A 15515-nucleotide genomic window follows, 5' to 3' on the forward strand; every position below is an offset into this window, starting at 1 on the left:
TATCTGGCCCTAATCGACGCGTGCGGTTAAGCGTGTGCGTCCGGGACGCGACGGGACGCCACGGCGTCTTCAGTCGGCGTCTCCCGTTGGTCGGGCACCCGTCCCCGGAGTCTCGCTGACTCCGAGGTCCGCAAGCCGAATCTCGCTCCCGTCGGTCGGGACACCGTCGTACTCGTTTTCGGCCAGCAGCAGCGCGCCGTCGAGGTCGGCGTAATCGACGAGCGGCGCGAGGTGACAGGCCGCAGCGATCGACACGTTCGTCTCGATCATACAGCCGAGCATCACCTCGAGTCCCTGGGCCCGCGCGGCGTGGATCATCCGCCGTGCCGCCGCCAGCCCACCGCACTTCATCAGCTTCAGGTTCACGATGTCGACGCACTCTGCGACCGCCGGGACGTCCGGGAGCCGAACGCAGGACTCGTCGGCGGCGATCGGCAGGGGAGATCGCTCGTACACGAACCGGAGCCCGGCGGGGTCGCTCGCGGGCACTGGCTGCTCGACGAACTCGACGTCGTACTCGGCGAGCAGTTCGGTCATCCGGACCGCCTCCCGCGGCGTCCACGCTTCGTTGGCGTCGACGCGGAGTCGCGCCTCTGGCGCCGCCTCGCGGACGGTCGAGACGATTTCCTCGTCGCGGTCAGTCCCGAGTTTTACCTTCAGGACGTCGTACCCCCCTTCGATAGCCGCGCGTGTCTTCTCCCGCATCCGCTCGGTCGAGTCGAGGCCGATGGTAAAGGACGTCTTCGGGACGGAGTCGGGATCCAGCCCCCACTGTCTGAAGAGTGGTACGTCGAGCCGTTTCGCGGCAAGGTCGTGGAGCGCGATATCGACGGCGGCGTGGGCCGCAGGGTTGTCGGCGACGACCTCGCGGCGCTCCCGTTCGATCCGCTCGATCGCGTGGGGATCGCCGGCCGACTCGACGATCGAAAGCAGGTCCGGGAGAACCGCTTCCACCGTCGCCGCCGTCTCGCCGTAGTGAGCAGCGGGTGCGGCGGCACCGAGGCCGGTCGTACCCGACTCGTCGGTGATGCGGACCACCACGTTCTCGGCAGTCTCCTGTGTCCCCCGGGCGATCGTGAAGGCGTCCGAAAGCGGAAGCGAGACGCGTTCGAAGTCGGTTGTGAGGGCCATCGTCACTCCGCCCCGAGGATCGGATCGAGCAGTTCCTCGGCGTCGAAGCGAACGACGTCGGTCGCGGGAACGCCGATCTCAGTCGCGTAGTCGTCGAGCGCCGCTCGTGCCTCTGCGTCACCCCCGAGATGGGCAGTGTTGAGCGCTCCGGCGGCGAGAGTGCTCTCACGGACCGGGGCAGCGAGCCGCTCGTAGAGATCCACGTACTCCGCGAGTGGAGGGAGCGAGAACGACTCGTACCCGTGGATTGCCTCGCGTCCCGCCGCGTGACACAGCACCATCGAATCCGGCATCGCGCCGTGGAGGATCCCGCAGGTGACTGCGGAGTACGCCGGGTGGATGATGCTTCCCTGCCCCTCCACAAAGAGCACGTCGTGCTCCTCGCCGGCCGAGAGGATCATCTCCTCGACGGCACCCGCGGTGAAATCGGAGATGACACGATCGATCGGGTGGCCCCAGCCGGCGATCATAATCCCCGTCTGTCCCGTCGGGACGAATCCGGCGTCGATCCCACAGTCGCGGGCGGCCGCAGTCAGTTCGAGCGCGACGGTCATCTTGCCGACCGAACAGTCGGTTCCGACTGTCAGCACCACCTCGGCGTCGACCTCGCCGCTCCGTCCCTCGGCGACGGTCAGATCCGGGTCGGGCTTGCGGACGTCGCGGAGGGTCGCGCCGTGCTCGTCGGCGAGTGCGGCGAACTCCTCGTCCTGGGAAAGAAAGTAGTGCAACCCGGCGACGACGTCACAGCCGCGTTCGATCGCCGTGCGGACGTCCGGGCGCCAGGACTCGTCGAAGCCGCCGCCGATCGGCGAGATCCCGATCAGCAGCGCGTCCGCGTCGGGGGCCTCGGACATCGAGTCGACGATCGGCACCGACGGGAGATCGCTCCGGTGGTCGGTCGTCTGGGTCCCGGCGTGTTCGCGGTCGAGAACTGCGACGACGTCGTAATCCGCGTATTTGAGCACGCCGGTGGCCGTCTTCGCCCGCTCGGGGAACTTCTCGTGTGCGAGAACCACCACCCGCTCTCTGCCTGCGGAGTCTGTCATACCTCAGGCCACGACGAGGGAGAATATAATGCCCGTGTTCGCCTCCGCCGTCGATCCGCTGCGCTCCCGTCTCCGACATCTACTCTCGGCACGTGGGCGTATCCCTACAGCAACGAGAGCCGGACCGTCCAGAACTCCCGGACCGCCGAGCGGAGGGCATCGCCGGGATCACCCGTGGCGTCGACGGTAGCCGTCCGTTCGGCGAGATCCGTGAACTGCCCGAGGACCGTCTCTTCGCCGAGAACTACCACGTCGGCGTTCCTCGGAACGGGCGGCTCACCCTCGCCCGATTCGGTATCATCCTCGCTCGCAGTGGCCTCGACGTGGGTCTCGATGACCGACCGCGCACGATCGAGATGCTCGTCGATCTGCTGATCGCGCCGCCGCTCGAAGCGCGCCTGCGAGAAGCCGCCCTTCGAGTGGGCACCCATCACGTCGGATTCGACCTCGTCGACGAGTGTGACGGCGTCGCCGTCGTAGATGCCGAGCGCGAACAGGTCAGAGCGGACCAGCGCCACCCACGTGGGCTCGACGGGCGTGAACCACGAGCGATCGAGGCGGAAGCCGGTCCCCCACTCGACGAACGCCGCGGGCGGGGTCGGTGGCGCCAGCGCGACGGTGACGAGTCCGGCGTCGTCGAGGCAGACGAGACACGGAGCGGCACGGCGGACGAGTGCCGAGCGATCCCCGAGGGCGTCGGAGACGGCGTCGGGGACGTCGTCGTGAACCATCGCCGTCAGTGCCCCCTCGGGTCCCGTCTCGAAGGAGGAGAGCCGCGAGAGGATCTCCTCACGACGCTCGCCGTGGAACTCCTCGATGCCGCGGAATGCGACCTCGGTTTCGTCGTCGCCGGAGAGTCGCTCGATCCGCTCTTCGAGGCCCTCGATTCGGTCCTCCAGCCGGTTGATCGTCGTCTCGGCTTCCTGACGCTTCCGTGCGGCCTCCGATCGCCGTTCCTCTTCCGCTTCCGCCCGGCGTTCGAGATGCCGTTTTTCCTCCTCCAGCTCCTCGATCCGCGCTTTGAGTTCGGCGCGGCCGAGCAACTCGTCGAGCATATCTCGATCCGCGGCCGCGGGCCACTTATAATGATTACTCTCGTCTCCTCCCGCCGAGCGCCACCCCCGCTTCCGGCGAGCACCGGTAAAAAGTTACAATGGTCAGTATCACGCCACCGCGCTGTCGTCGCCGAAGCGATAGCCCGAGTAGCGAAGCAGTTCCGCGGCGCGATCACCCTTTGCCAGCAACACGTCGCGCTCGGCCGGAAGGTCTCCGTCGTCGACGGTCTCGGGAACCACAAGCGTCCCGGACGGCACCTCCTCGTCGCCGAGAACCGGAATGTGTCCCCGATCGAGTTTCATCACGAGCGGCGCGTCGGTCCGGAAGAGCCCCTCGTCGCCGTAGAGTTCCTCGTTGACCCGCTCGTGATCCGCTCGTTGGATCGCCGGGACGTCCCGGTCCGACGGTTCGACGTACAGCCGTCCCAGGTAGTAGCTCGTGGAGAAGGCCTCGAACATCTGTGCGAGAGAATCTCACACATCATCGGTAATAAGTCTTTCCGGCGGGTCGACGCTATGGGGCGATTAGTCGTTTCCGAAAACGGACACGGGACCAGACCAATACTGGAACAGACGAACTCGGGAGGAAATAGACCTCAGTCGTCGACCGCGACCGCCGACCCCCACGATTCGCTGAACTGCTCGACGGCATCGGCGATCTCACTCACCTTGGTCGTCTGCTCCTGGTTGGCGGCGGCCAGTTCGTCGATCTCGTCGGCCATCATCCGCGCGCGGTCGTTCGCCCCGTCGGTCATCGCCGCGACCTCTTCGGTGCTTGCGGCCTGCTCGTCGGTCGCGTCGGCGACCTCCTCGATGCCGTCGTTGACCTCGCTTACGGCGTCCGCGATTGATTCCAGACTATCCAAGGCCGTGTCGACACGGTCGATTCCGGTGTCGATTTCGTCGTTCGCCCGATCGATGCTCTCGACGGTCTCGTCGGTGTTCGATTTGATCCGGTCGGCCAACTCCTCGATGTCGACCGCCTGCTCTTGGGTCTCTTCGGCGAGCGTCTTGATCTCGTCGGCGACGACGGCGAACCCGTCTCCCGCCTCGCCGGCCCGGGCGGCCTCGATCGAGGCGTTCAGCGCGAGCAGGTTCGTCTGATCGGCGATGTCCTGGATGACAGTCACGACCGTGTCGATCTCGTCGACGTCCTCACGGAGAGCCGAGATGTCCTCTGTCACCGCTGCGGTCGCCGCATCGACCGAATTCATCGCGTCGATGGCGTCGTCGGCGGCCGCCTGTGACTCCTCGGCGAGTTCCCGCGCCCGTCGACTCTCGCTGCGGACCTGGTCGGCGCTGGAGGCGATCTCTTCGACCGCCGCACTCAGATTCGAGACCTCCTGGGTGACGGTCGTCAGGTTCTCCGCTTGCTCGGCGGCGACCCCGTTGATCTCCGCTGTACTCTCTGAGATCTGCTCGGCAGCCGAGGCGAGTTCCTGCGTCGAGGCCTGGAGATCCTCCAATCGCTCGCGGTCGATCACAACCTTGTCGTCGGAGTGGTTTTCGCCACCTGCGGTCGACTGCTGTGATTCGGACGACATTCGTGCCAAAATGGTGAGACAAATCCAATAAGCCCTGGGTCCGACTTTTCACATCTGATATTGAAACGGGAAATGAAATAAAAGCATTGTGGCCGTTCTCTCCCACCATTCCGGGCAACGAGACCGTTTCAGGAAGGCCTCTCACTCAGAGAGAATCCGGAACGGAGCGGCTATATATGATTTCTGACTATTCGAGTCTCAGTCGCGGTTCGTCGCTGCCATCGCCCAGACCGCGGTCAGTCCCAGTGCGGCGGCGGGAAGAAGCGGGAGCACGAGCAGCGAGGCGATGTACGGGATACCCAGAGCCGAGAGGATACCCGGTCGGACGTAGATGATTCCGGGGACGACGAGCGTACATACCGCGAGTACGGCGACGAGGACCCAGCCGCGGGCGCCGAAGCCGTTCTGCGGAGTTTCCTCGGACGCTGCAGTCTCCTTGGATGCCGCAGGCCCGCCAGCCGCCCCACGTTCACCGGCCGCCGTTTCTACCGACTCCGCCTCACCCGGCCGGTGGACGTATCCCTCGTCGTCAGAGCTCACTGTCCGGAATTACGACCACCTTGCCAAAGCCCTCACGGTTCTCGATCAGTTCGTGGGCGCGGGCGGTCTCGCTCATCGGCAGCGTCGCCCGGATCTCCGGCTCGAGGTCGCCCGCCCAGACGAGATCGAGGACCTCCGCGACCTGTTCGGGCGTGGCCATCGTCGACCCGATCACCGAGAGCTGGTTCCAGAAGATGCGTCGCAGTCCGGCGTCGGGGTTCCCGCCCGTCGTCGCGCCACAGGTGACGAACCGGCCGCCCTTCCGGAGGCTCCGCAGCGACCCATCGTACGTGGCCTCGCCGACGTGGTCGACGACGACGTCGACGCCGCGGCCGTCGGTCAGGTCGTCGACCGCCGCCGCGAAGTCGGTCTCCTCGTAGTTGATGACGTGGTCGGCGCCGCACTCGGCGGCGTGGTCGAGTTTCGCTGCCGACGATCCTGTCGCGTACACCGTACAGCCGGCGTGGTCGGCGATCTGGACGGCCGCGTGGCCGACGCCCCCGGAGGCGCCGTGGACGAGCACGTGCTCGCCCGCCTGCACCTCGGCGCGGTGAATCAGCATCCGCCAGGCGGTCCCGAAAACGAGCGCGGCCGATCCGGCGACTTTCCAGTCGACGCCTTCGGGAACGGGGATCAGGTTCGCTGCCGGCACGGCGGCGTACTCAGCGTGGACGCCCTGGCTGTGTTCGCCGATGATGCTGAAATCCGACGAGAGCGTCGGGTCGTCACGGGGAGGGCCGTCGCCGCCCTCTCCGCCACTGTCAGTGGTGGCCGCGAAGAACGCGACGCGGTCGCACGGCTCGAATCGGGTGACGTCGTCCCCGACGGCGTCGACGACGCCCGCCATATCGCTGCCGGGCACGTGCGGAAAGGAGAGATCGATTCCCGGAAGCCCGCGGCGCGTCCAGACGTCCAGATGGTTCAGCGCGGCGGCTTTCACGTCGACGAGCACCTCGTCGCGGTCGACCGCCGGATCCGGGACCTCGCCGTACTCGATGACGTCGCGATCGCCGTGGGCAGTGAGCTTGACGGCTTGCATACACCCCACTTCGCCGGCAGGGGCAAAAGCCCAGCCCTGCGCATCGCCGCTGGCTTCGACGACCCGTTCCGTTGAAGTAGCTCAACGGATAACGCACAACAACGAATGAGCGAGGACTTCTACGACGTGCTCGGTGTCTCCCGGGACGCCACCGAGGACGAGATCAAGCAGGCCTACCGCAAGAAGGCCGCGGAGTATCACCCGGACGTCTCCGAGGACCCCGAGGCCGAGGAGAAATTCAAGAAAGCCCAGAAGGCCAAAGAGGTCCTCACCGACGAGGAAAAGCGCCAGATGTACGACCAGTTGGGCCACGAGCGCTTCCAACAGGCCGAAAAGCGTGGGGGTGTCGGCGGCGGCGGTGCCGGCGGTCGCGGCCGCGGCGGCGATCCCTTCGGCGGGATGGGTGGCGGCCAGGGAAGCCCCTTCGAGGACATCTTCAACCAGTTCTTCGGCGGTGGTCGCGGTGGCGGCGGCCGAGGCGGGAACCGTCCCCGACAGGGACAGAACCTCCGGACGCAGGTCACCTTAGACCTCGAAGAGGTGTACGAGGGCGTCGAAAAGCAGTTCACCGTCACCCGCCCCGAGGAGTGTCCGGAGTGTAACGGCCGCGGCCACCCGCCCGACGCCGACGTGAACTCCTGTCCGGAGTGTAACGGCCGCGGGCAGACCACCACGGTCCGCGATACGCCGCTCGGCCGCGTCCAGCAGACGCAGACCTGTCCCCGATGTGAGGGTTCAGGGGAGACCTACAGCGAGACCTGTTCGGTCTGTCGCGGCGACGGCATCACTCGCGAGGAAGCGACGCTCTCGGTCGACATCCCCCCGGGGATCCGGGACGGACAGACGCTCCGGATGGAGCGGGAGGGCGCCCCGGGCGAGAACGGCGGGCCGAAAGGGGATCTGCTCATCGACGTCTCCGTCCGCGACCACGAGAATTTCGAGCGCGACGGCGACGATCTCTATCACCGCCTGCCGATCTCGTTCCCGAAGGCCGTCTTCGGCGCGACCGTCGAAGTGCCGACCGTCGACGGGTCGGCGGACCTGGACATCCCAGCGGGCACCCAGAGCGGCGAAGAGTTCCGGATCCGCGGCGAGGGGATGCCGCACCTCCGCGGCCGCGGCCACGGCGACCTCTACGTCCAGATGCAGGTCGTGACGCCGGACGACCTCAACGAGGAACAGAAGGAGGCGCTGGAAGCGTTCGCCGAGGCCGGCGGCGAGGACGTCGACGTCACCGAGGGCTTCTTCGAGAAGATCAAAAACTCCTTCTGACGTCTGGTTCCTCTACGTGCTGACCTCGTAGGCACCGAGGTCGTCGATAGGAGTTCCCGTACCCCCACCTTCACGTGGCTCTCGCCCGTAGTTCTCCCCGATGTCGTATACAAAAGCGAACTACGCGGACGGCGACGAGAAGGCCGACGGAATGTTCTTCCTCCGGGAGACGCTCGACTGCGAGAACCTGGGCGTGACCGTCATCGACGCCGACGCCGACTGGACCGGGATGGAACACGACCACGCCGACAGGGGTCACGAGGAGGTGTACTACCTCGCCGAGGGATCGGCGACCGTCGTCGTCGACGGCGACGAGGTACCGATGGCTGCCGGCGACGCAGTCCGCGTCGCGCCAGAGTCGACTCGGAGCCTGCACACAGACGAGCCGAGTACGTTCGTCGTCGCGGGCGCACCCTGATCGCCGACGTTCGTCGTCGCGAGCACACCCTGATCGCCGACGGGTATCCCGGCCGACGCTGTTTTTGTATCGGGCCGACGAGCCTGCAGTGTGACCGACGATTCCGACACGATCGACGCCGATTCCGGGTCTGAGGGTGCCTCCGGAGCCGAACCGGACGCAGAGTCCGGCGAGTCGACCTTTCCGCCGCCGTGTGACGATCCCGCGACTATCGGTGCGGTCGTCGCCCGCGAGCGGCGGACGGCCGGCGACGCGCTTCGAGCGGCCGCACCGGGACGGAGTTACAGCTACCGCGACTTCATCACGACCTCCTACAAGGCCGGGAACGTGCTCCGGTATCTGGGCGTGCGTCCCGGCGACGAGGTGCTCGTCGTCCCTGACGCGCTCCCTGAACCGGTCTTGGCGTTCTACGGCGCGGCCCAGTTGGGCGCAGTGACCCGCTTCGCCGAGGCTGTCGCTGACGGTCCGCCCCGGGCCGTCCTTGCGCCGGTCGACCGCGAGAGCGAGTTCGATCTCCCGCCCGGGCACCGCCTCGCGGTGCACGGCGGCCCGCCGGACGATCCTGCCACGACCCACTGGGAGGCGGAGGTCTGGAGCGAGAACCCGGCGGTGCACCCCGTCGACGTCGCCGGCTCCGATCCCGCTTTGGTTGCCGACGATCGCACGTACACGCACGCCGAGTTGCTCTCCGGGGCAGCACGTGTCGCGGCCGACGCCGATCTCGGGCCGGGCGACGAGATGGTCGTCCGCGGTTCGCTCACCGATCCGGAGGTCGTCGTCGCCGGTCTCTTGGCGCCGATCCTCGTCGGGGCGACGATCGTTTTCCCGGCAGAGTCGACGGAAGCGACGGGCGGGTATGCGTCGAAGGAAGCAGCGACTGACACCGACGATTCTCACCGGACCGATCGCACAGTGACCGCCACCGAAGTTGTCGAGAGCGCGCCGTTCGAAGGCGGCGAGAATTGACAGCAGATTTATGTTCACCGTCCGGGGAACTTCGAATATGCTCCTCAGAGTGGCAGCGTTCGTCATCGGAGTCCTCGAACTGCTCGCCCCGAAAGCGGTGGTGAACTTCTGGATGTCCCTCGCGGCCGAGGGCGACGTCGACCTCCGCTCGTGGGTGTACACGGCCGCCCGAGTCGAGGGTGTCGTCCTCGTTGTCTGGGCGCTGACTCGCGGTCGGTCCGGATCGGGGGAGGCGTGACAGGATCCGGCAGGTCGCGACGGGAACCGGGGACTCCTTGTGCCCCGCTGGTCGTGGTTTCGGTATGACGCTGGAGGTAGCGGTCGCCGTCCCGTTCAAACAGCGCGGGCAGACGCGCCTCGGTGAGGGGGAGTTCGTCGTCGCGCTCTCGCTGGACCGGAACTGGTTCTCGCCGGATCAGGCCAAACGACTCATCGACGTGGCGACCGGCCGAGGGCTGCTCGAACGCGACGACGGCGACGTCGTGGCGGGCTTCGATCCGGCCGCTGTGACCGTCCCGGCGGAGTACGAGCCCGACGAGTCGATCCTCCGCGAGCAGTCGACGTTCGAGCGCATCCTCGATTCGCTCGTCGCTGCCGGCAACGACAAACAGGAGGCGGTCGCCGCGGTCAACGAACGGCAGCGACGGCTCGACATCACGGTCGAGGCGGCCGCGGCGCTGTACGCGCGGCAGGAGGGCGTCGACGTCGGCGACGCTGCACAGGCCGCAAGAGACCAACTGCGCGAGTAAGCCGTCGGTCCGACGACGAACGGAGCATTCTCCTTTCTGCATCCGAACGGAGCCCTCTTCTCCCAGCGGCCGGAACGAGTGGTATGGTCGAGGACCGACTGAACGACGGGCACCGCATCGCGGAACTGCTCGCCTCCGAGGTGACCGGACACGGAGGTGTACTCGAAGGGATCGCGGTGACCGATGCGGTCCAGGACGTCGAGCCCTCTCCCGACGGGGCGTTCGCCTACGCGATCGACCGTGGTGACCAGCGAGCCGCCTCGGTGTTCGTCCACCCCGAACGGGCCCGCGTCGAGTTCGAGCGCGGCGTCGACGTCGCCGCCGACACCGCTCGGGAGGAAGGGCTCCGGGTGCGCCCGAAGGCGGTCGAACCCCCGCGGACGCTCGTCTTCGTCGAGGACGGCGCGCAGGTCAAGTGGCTGCTGCCGGTGCTCCGGGCTGTGGATTCCGGCGAAAGCACGTCGTAAGTCAGTCTGAAGCTCCCAGGAGGCTGCTACAGCGACGCCAACAGGTCCGGGAGGTCGGCGATCAGCCGCTCCCGCGGAATGTGCGCGGCCGCCCGCGGCGAGGGTTCCGGACCGCCGTCGTACGTCACCTGCACGGCGAGCAGTCCGGCGTCCGCCGCCCCGGCGATGTCGGCGTCGACGTCGTCGCCGACGTAGACCGTCTCGCCGGGGTCGCTGCCGAGCGCGTCAACGAGCGCCTCGAACGCCGCGGGGTCGGGCTTGCCGGCGTCGAGTTCGCCGGTCACGAGGGAGGCGTCGAAGGCGTCGGCCCACCCGAGCGTCCGGAGTTTGTCCCGCTGGGCCATCCGGGGGCCGTTCGTGAGCAGGCCGACGCGGTACCGCTCACGCAGGCGCTCGATGAACGGTTCGACGCCCTCGAGGGGCGCGATGGCGTCGGCGATCTCCTCCCGGTAGACCCGCGCCAGCGTCTCCGGATCGATCTCGGCGTCGTGTTCGGCCAGCAGATCGGCGAAGATCGGCGTCCGACTCTCCCGCGTGAGGTTGCGCCCGTGGACTCGCAGGTACGATTCGCGGGACAGCGGCGGCGCGTCGACCGCCTCGACGGCGTCTGTGAGGATCGCTTCGCGGTCCCGCGTGGGGACGGCGAGCGTCTCGTCGAGGTCGAAGCCGACCGCGGTGATTGTCACGGCCGCCGGTAGGTCGCCACGACGTATGACTTTTCTCGTCTCGACGCGAGGTTCCGAACGTGACACTCGATCCCGTCCACGTCGACGGCATCGCGGATCTCGCGGCGTACCTCGCACGACAGGTCGACGATTCCGACCACGTCGACGTCGCCGCGCGGATCTGGGAGGAGTTCCTCGATCCGCTCTATGGCCCCGACGGCGACGTCGTCGTGGAACCGCTGGGCGAAAAGCGTCTGCGCGCAGTCGACACGGAAGACGTTGCGCTGGCCGCGTCGCCGTTCGAGACGGTCCACGGGCTGGATTCGGGGACGATCAACCCGACGACGTTCAAAAACGGCCTGGTCGTCGACCTCGCACAGGCCGCGATGGCCGCGGTGCCGTCGGATCTCGACCTTCACCGGCACCGGAGTATCGTGGCGGCGACGCATCTCAACGACGAGACCGTCCCGATCGAGGAGTCCTGGCGAACGGTCGACGACGGGTACTGCCGGTGGCGCGTGCTTCGGGTCCCCCGCGTCAACCGCTACGCCGAGCGGATCGTCCACGCGCTGGCGCTGTATCTCGCGGAGAGTTCACACGCGCTGGAACACGCCGAATCGGTGTCGGAACTGCTCGTCCTCGACGGCCCGCTCTATCCGCTGGAACTGCTCAGTTGGCGGGACCGGGACGCCGAACTACAGGCGATCGCCGAGGAGTTACAGCCGCGGTCGATCGTCGAGAACTACGTCCGTCTCGTCGAGCGGTTCGTCGAACGCGACGTCCCGCTGTGTGGGTTCGTCAAGAACCCTGCGTCCAAGCGAATCGTGGGCACGCTCCGCAACCGGGAGCGCGGGTTCGAGGTCCCCTGGACCGACGACGCGGCCTTTTTCACTCGATTGCTCGAACGGCGCGAGGAGGGCGAGCCTCGGGACGGATCACACCACGGCCCGGACGGACGCCGGACGGAGGAGTTGACCTTTACGGGCTGGTTCCACTCCCACGACGGCGCCGACGCGACAATTGCGACCGACGGCGACGTCTACGGCGTCGAGCGACACCTGGACCTCGAACTGTACGAGACCTGTTTCTTCGTCCTCTATGAACCCCAGACCGACGTGCTCTATCGGGTCGAGACGCCCTATGCGTTCGCCCGCGACGAAGCGACCCGGGATGCAATCACCCGACAGATACTCGGTGACGTCGCCGCCCGGCGCGGGCCACCAGAGGCAGTCGCGAAGGCGGACAAACTCGCGCGCATCAGCACCGGCGAGAAGTCCTCGCTCCGGCGGAAGTTCGCCGAGACGCTCGACAGCGGCGAGGTGAAGCGATACGACGATCTGCGGTGGGACGACGCCGAGTAGTGGACGGCCCGCGGTTCCGGGCGATATCGACGTCCGAGAGAACGGCTTGGCGCCGTAACGGGATGGCTATGGATGCTCGGCGCCGGGATCCTGCTTGATCACTTCGACGTCGACCTCGGATTCGGGGACGCCAACGCGGGCGAACTGCGTCCGCACGTGTGCCTCCGCCGCGTCCAGCGCCCGCTCGCGCGTCTCGAACCCCCGTGGCATCGGCGACTCGAACGCGACGTTGACCGTCTCGCCGTCGATCGTCGTCTCCGACCCGCCGCTCTCGACCTCGTAGAACTCGTCGCAGACCCAGACGTACGGGGCGTCCTCGTCGGGTGCCCCTTTATACGAGGGAGCACGCTCGCCCCGCTCGAAGATCGTCCCCGTCAGCGTCGTCCCCCCACCGTGACCGCGCACCAGAAGCATACCCGTGATTGGACCCGAGGCGGGAAAAGCAGTCCGGGAGACGCAAGCAGCGTGCGGCACCGGACGCCGAGCACGGGCGAGGTGTTTTATTCGTCGGCAGCACAGTGGCACGCAAGATGGATCTCGGCGACTTCGAGCCCGGTTCCGACGATCGGCCCTCGGATGGGACCGACGGGGACCGATCGACGGCGGGTGACGGCGGTGTGTCGACGGAGACGGACAGCACAACGTCGGGGACGAGTGGCGGCGCGGACGAATCCACGTCGGCGACAGACCGGAGCGAGCAGGCAGACCAGGACGTCGCGTTCGACCGCTACGACGCCGCACCGACGGGTCAGGACCGCGGAATCGGCGCGATCGCCGTCTCGCAGGGGCTCCGCGTCGCCGAGGACGGCGACGAGACGACGCTGCGGGCGTACGTGACCACGAACAACCGCGACACCGTCAGACTCGGCAAGTACCTCCTCGTGCCCTATCCGGACGACGAACTGCTGTTTGCGCGGATTACCGCCTTAGAGTACGCCCAGGAGTTCCAGACCGACGACGCGACCGAGATCCACGCCCGCCGGGCGATGCGCCGCGAGGAGTTCGAGGAGCGCGATTACAAGTTCGTCGCGTCGCTGGACCCGCTCGCGGTCCTGTTCGAGGACGACGGGGACCTCAAGCGCCGGATGGTCGACCGTGTGCCGAAACCGGGCGCCGTCGCCGCCGAAGCGACAGACCCCGAACAGATCAAGACCGGGCTGAAGATCCCCGGCGACGGCATCTTCCTCGGGCACCTCTCGGTCGGCGGCGAGAAGGTCCGGACCGCGGCCGAGCCCCCGACGATCGACTACCGCCTGCGTGACGACTACGGCGACGGCGATCCGCTCGTGTTCCGACACGCCCTGGTCGCCGGCGGCACCGGCTCCGGGAAGACCCACGCCACGAAGAACGTCCTGCGGCAGCTTCTGGCGGAAGATCGGACCTACGAGATGGACGACGGCCGCTCGGCGCGGCTCGCGGTCGTCCAGTTCGACCCGCAGGACGAGTACGCCCAGATGCACGACGACAACCCCGCAATGGACGACGCGACCGCGCGGCGGTACGAACGGGAGGGGATCGTCCACGGCGGTCACGACGACACGCTGGCGCTCGTCCCGAAGGAGGACGGCGTCGCCTACGGCGGCAAGGGCCACCGCGCGGAACAGCAGGCGTTCACCATCCCCTTCTCGATGGCCCGCGACCGGCCGTGGCTCGTGGCTGGCAGCAGCCTCAACGAGAACCAGTACCCCGCACTGGTTCATCTGCTGAAGCGCTTCTTCCGCGAATACGGCGACGCCGGCACCTACGAGGAGTTCCTGACGTTCCTGGACGATCCGGCGCTGCGGGAGCAGCTCGACGAGTCGGGCCGTGTCCACGAGGCGACCTTCGACGCGGTCAAGCGCCGCGTCCACGGCGTGCCGAACGGCGTCTTCGATCAGTCGGCGCGGCCGATCACCGACCTCGACCACCAGCTCGTCCGGCCGGGCGGGCTGACGGTGATCCCGACGTACCACCTCTCGACGAGCCGTGCGAAGGAACTGTTCGTCCTCGCGGTGTCGAGTCTGCTGATCGACAACAAGCTCTCGAACGCCCCAGACTCCGACCGGATCAAGGAGACGCCGCTACTTCTGGGGATGGACGAGGCGCACAACTTCCTCGCGGACGCCGACACCGTCCAGGCGCGGAAGGTGATCTCGAAGTTCACCGAGGCGGCAAAGCAGGGTCGCAAGGAGCGGCTGGGCCTGTTTCTGGTCACACAGGACCCCCAGGATATCGCCGAGCCGGTGTTCAAACAGATCAACACGCGGCTCGTGCTCAACCTCGGCGACGAGGACGCGATCAAGAGCGTCAACATCCCGCCGGAACTGGAGGACAAAGTGCCCTACATGGAGAAGGGACAGCTCGTCGTCTACTCCCCGGACAACTCCGAACCCGTCGAACTCGTCGGGCTTTCAGTCTGTCTGACGCGTCACGGGGAATGAGTATACGTCGAAGAGGGTGTCGTGGAACTCTCGTTACGGTGGTTTAATCCGCCGAGGGATGGTGTATCAGCCGTTCAGTACCACAGACCGGATTGCCGGAAAGATATAACCGACAGGGAGACCTACCCGATCGTATGAGTATCACCCGCGACGAAGATGTGCTCGGCGGCGAGCCACGAATCGACGGCACGCGGATCGGCGTTCGCCACGTTGCCGCACGGGTGATTGACAGCGGGCAGTCCCCCGCTTTAGTTGCGGATCAGCTGGATATCCCTCTCACAGACGTCTACGAGTCGCTCTCCTACTACTACGCTCACATCGACGAGATGCGAGAGCTGGAACGGGAGAACGAATCGGCGTTCGAGCGCGTTCGTGAATCCTCTCTGAAGCCCAAAGAGCCCGTCCAGTGACAGGGGTTCAGATTCTGCTCGATGAACACGTCGGCCGAGTCTTCGAGCGATTACTCCGAGAACGCGGCTACGGTGTCGAACAGGCGAAAGACCGATTCGGTGAACACACCAGCGACGCCGACCTACTCTCGTGGTGTGGCGAGTCCGGCGCTGTCCTGTTGACAAACAACGCGAAAGATTTCGAGTCACTGCACCACGAATACGATCACGCCGGGATCCTTCTCTACTACGACCAGAACCTTCCCGACACTGACCCGGAAGGACTTGCCCGAACCGTCGACGAGGTGTTCGATCAGTACGGACTCGAAGGAGTCGACAATCGACTTGTCGATCTCGGAGAGTGGTACGAGTGGCTCCACGAATGAAGGTCGGCACTCCATACCGCATACACCACCTGAGCCGATCGATTCCCGTTCGGATGGGGAAGCTCTT

The 15515-nt window shown here is 66.7% G+C and carries 19 protein-coding genes; 10 read left to right on the forward strand and 9 right to left on the reverse strand.

The annotated features are described in order from the left end of the window. Positions 1-69: 69 nt before the first annotated feature. The 7 genes from RJT48_RS07445 to RJT48_RS07475 form a co-directional block, all read right to left on the reverse strand. Positions 70-1131, reverse strand: a complete 1062-nt coding sequence (locus tag RJT48_RS07445; RefSeq protein WP_311171640.1) for a dipeptide epimerase — start codon at positions 1129-1131, stop codon at positions 70-72. A 2-nt stretch (positions 1132-1133) separates the two neighbouring features. Continuing rightward, positions 1134-2177 carry an N-acetyltransferase DgcN family protein gene (locus tag RJT48_RS07450; RefSeq protein WP_311171641.1) on the reverse strand — a complete coding sequence of 348 codons (1044 nt, stop codon included), beginning with the start codon at positions 2175-2177 and terminating at the stop codon, positions 1134-1136. A 104-nt stretch (positions 2178-2281) separates the two neighbouring features. Next, positions 2282-3232 carry a Vms1/Ankzf1 family peptidyl-tRNA hydrolase gene (locus tag RJT48_RS07455; protein WP_311171642.1) on the reverse strand — a complete coding sequence of 317 codons (951 nt, stop codon included), beginning with the start codon at positions 3230-3232 and terminating at the stop codon, positions 2282-2284. Between the two features lie 108 nt (positions 3233-3340). Further along, positions 3341-3691 carry a DUF5802 family protein gene (locus RJT48_RS07460; RefSeq protein WP_311171643.1) on the reverse strand — a complete coding sequence of 117 codons (351 nt, stop codon included), beginning with the start codon at positions 3689-3691 and terminating at the stop codon, positions 3341-3343. A gap of 137 nt (positions 3692-3828) precedes the next feature. Next, positions 3829-4776, reverse strand: coding sequence for a methyl-accepting chemotaxis protein (locus tag RJT48_RS07465; RefSeq protein ID WP_311171644.1), 948 nt, complete (start codon positions 4774-4776; stop codon positions 3829-3831). Between the two features lie 198 nt (positions 4777-4974). Then, positions 4975-5316 (reverse strand): DUF7977 family protein, encoded by a 342-nt coding sequence (locus RJT48_RS07470; protein WP_311171645.1) that lies wholly within the window; start codon positions 5314-5316, stop codon positions 4975-4977. Further along, a complete protein-coding gene (locus RJT48_RS07475; protein WP_311171646.1) occupies positions 5306-6355 on the reverse strand; it encodes a zinc-binding dehydrogenase in 1050 nt (349 codons plus the stop codon). Before RJT48_RS07475 ends, RJT48_RS07470 begins: the two co-directional genes overlap by 11 nt. Before the next feature lie 105 nt (positions 6356-6460). Here RJT48_RS07475 and dnaJ point away from each other — a divergent pair, with 105 nt between their 5' ends. From dnaJ to RJT48_RS07505, 6 genes are all read left to right on the forward strand, one after another. Continuing rightward, a complete protein-coding gene (gene dnaJ / locus RJT48_RS07480; RefSeq protein ID WP_311171647.1) occupies positions 6461-7627 on the forward strand; it encodes a molecular chaperone DnaJ in 1167 nt (388 codons plus the stop codon). 100 nt (positions 7628-7727) lie between these two features. Then, the gene (locus RJT48_RS07485; protein ID WP_311171648.1) at positions 7728-8045 is read left to right on the forward strand and encodes a cupin domain-containing protein; all 318 of its coding nucleotides are present in this window, start codon (positions 7728-7730) and stop codon (positions 8043-8045) included. A gap of 210 nt (positions 8046-8255) precedes the next feature. Further along, entirely contained in the window at positions 8256-9011 is a 756-nt protein-coding gene (locus tag RJT48_RS07490) for an AMP-binding protein (RefSeq protein ID WP_311171966.1), read from the forward strand. A 37-nt stretch (positions 9012-9048) separates the two neighbouring features. Further along, positions 9049-9249 (forward strand): hypothetical protein, encoded by a 201-nt coding sequence (locus tag RJT48_RS07495; RefSeq protein ID WP_311171649.1) that lies wholly within the window; start codon positions 9049-9051, stop codon positions 9247-9249. 64 nt (positions 9250-9313) lie between these two features. Then, positions 9314-9760: a DUF2240 family protein gene (locus RJT48_RS07500; protein ID WP_311171650.1), complete on the forward strand. Its 447-nt coding sequence runs from the start codon at positions 9314-9316 to the stop codon at positions 9758-9760. An 83-nt stretch (positions 9761-9843) separates the two neighbouring features. Continuing rightward, positions 9844-10227, forward strand: a complete 384-nt coding sequence (locus RJT48_RS07505; protein WP_311171651.1) for a DUF7993 family protein — start codon at positions 9844-9846, stop codon at positions 10225-10227. 26 nt (positions 10228-10253) lie between these two features. On the opposite strand, the gene RJT48_RS07510 is transcribed toward RJT48_RS07505, so the two are convergent. Then, positions 10254-10913 carry an HAD family hydrolase gene (locus RJT48_RS07510; protein WP_311171652.1) on the reverse strand — a complete coding sequence of 220 codons (660 nt, stop codon included), beginning with the start codon at positions 10911-10913 and terminating at the stop codon, positions 10254-10256. A gap of 59 nt (positions 10914-10972) precedes the next feature. Here RJT48_RS07510 and RJT48_RS07515 point away from each other — a divergent pair, with 59 nt between their 5' ends. Beyond that, entirely contained in the window at positions 10973-12253 is a 1281-nt protein-coding gene (locus tag RJT48_RS07515; protein ID WP_311171653.1) for a DNA double-strand break repair nuclease NurA, read from the forward strand. Positions 12254-12319: 66 nt separating this feature from the next. Here the strand turns inward: RJT48_RS07515 and RJT48_RS07520 are convergent, their stop codons facing one another. Then, positions 12320-12667 (reverse strand): DUF7113 family protein, encoded by a 348-nt coding sequence (locus RJT48_RS07520; RefSeq protein ID WP_311171654.1) that lies wholly within the window; start codon positions 12665-12667, stop codon positions 12320-12322. A 116-nt stretch (positions 12668-12783) separates the two neighbouring features. Between RJT48_RS07520 and RJT48_RS07525 the strand changes: the two genes are divergently transcribed. From RJT48_RS07525 to RJT48_RS07535, 3 genes are all read left to right on the forward strand, one after another. Further along, a complete protein-coding gene (locus tag RJT48_RS07525; RefSeq protein ID WP_311171655.1) occupies positions 12784-14673 on the forward strand; it encodes an ATP-binding protein in 1890 nt (629 codons plus the stop codon). Between the two features lie 134 nt (positions 14674-14807). Next, positions 14808-15083 (forward strand): DUF433 domain-containing protein, encoded by a 276-nt coding sequence (locus tag RJT48_RS07530; RefSeq protein ID WP_311171656.1) that lies wholly within the window; start codon positions 14808-14810, stop codon positions 15081-15083. Continuing rightward, a complete protein-coding gene (locus RJT48_RS07535) occupies positions 15080-15448 on the forward strand; it encodes a DUF5615 family PIN-like protein (RefSeq protein ID WP_311171657.1) in 369 nt (122 codons plus the stop codon). The genes RJT48_RS07530 and RJT48_RS07535 overlap by 4 nt, the downstream gene beginning before the upstream one ends. Positions 15449-15515: the final 67 nt, after the last annotated feature.

Origin of the sequence: Halobellus ordinarius, assembly GCF_031823395.1 — an archaeon.
Taxonomy (GTDB): Archaea; Halobacteriota; Halobacteria; order Halobacteriales; family Haloferacaceae; genus Haloquadratum; species Haloquadratum ordinarius.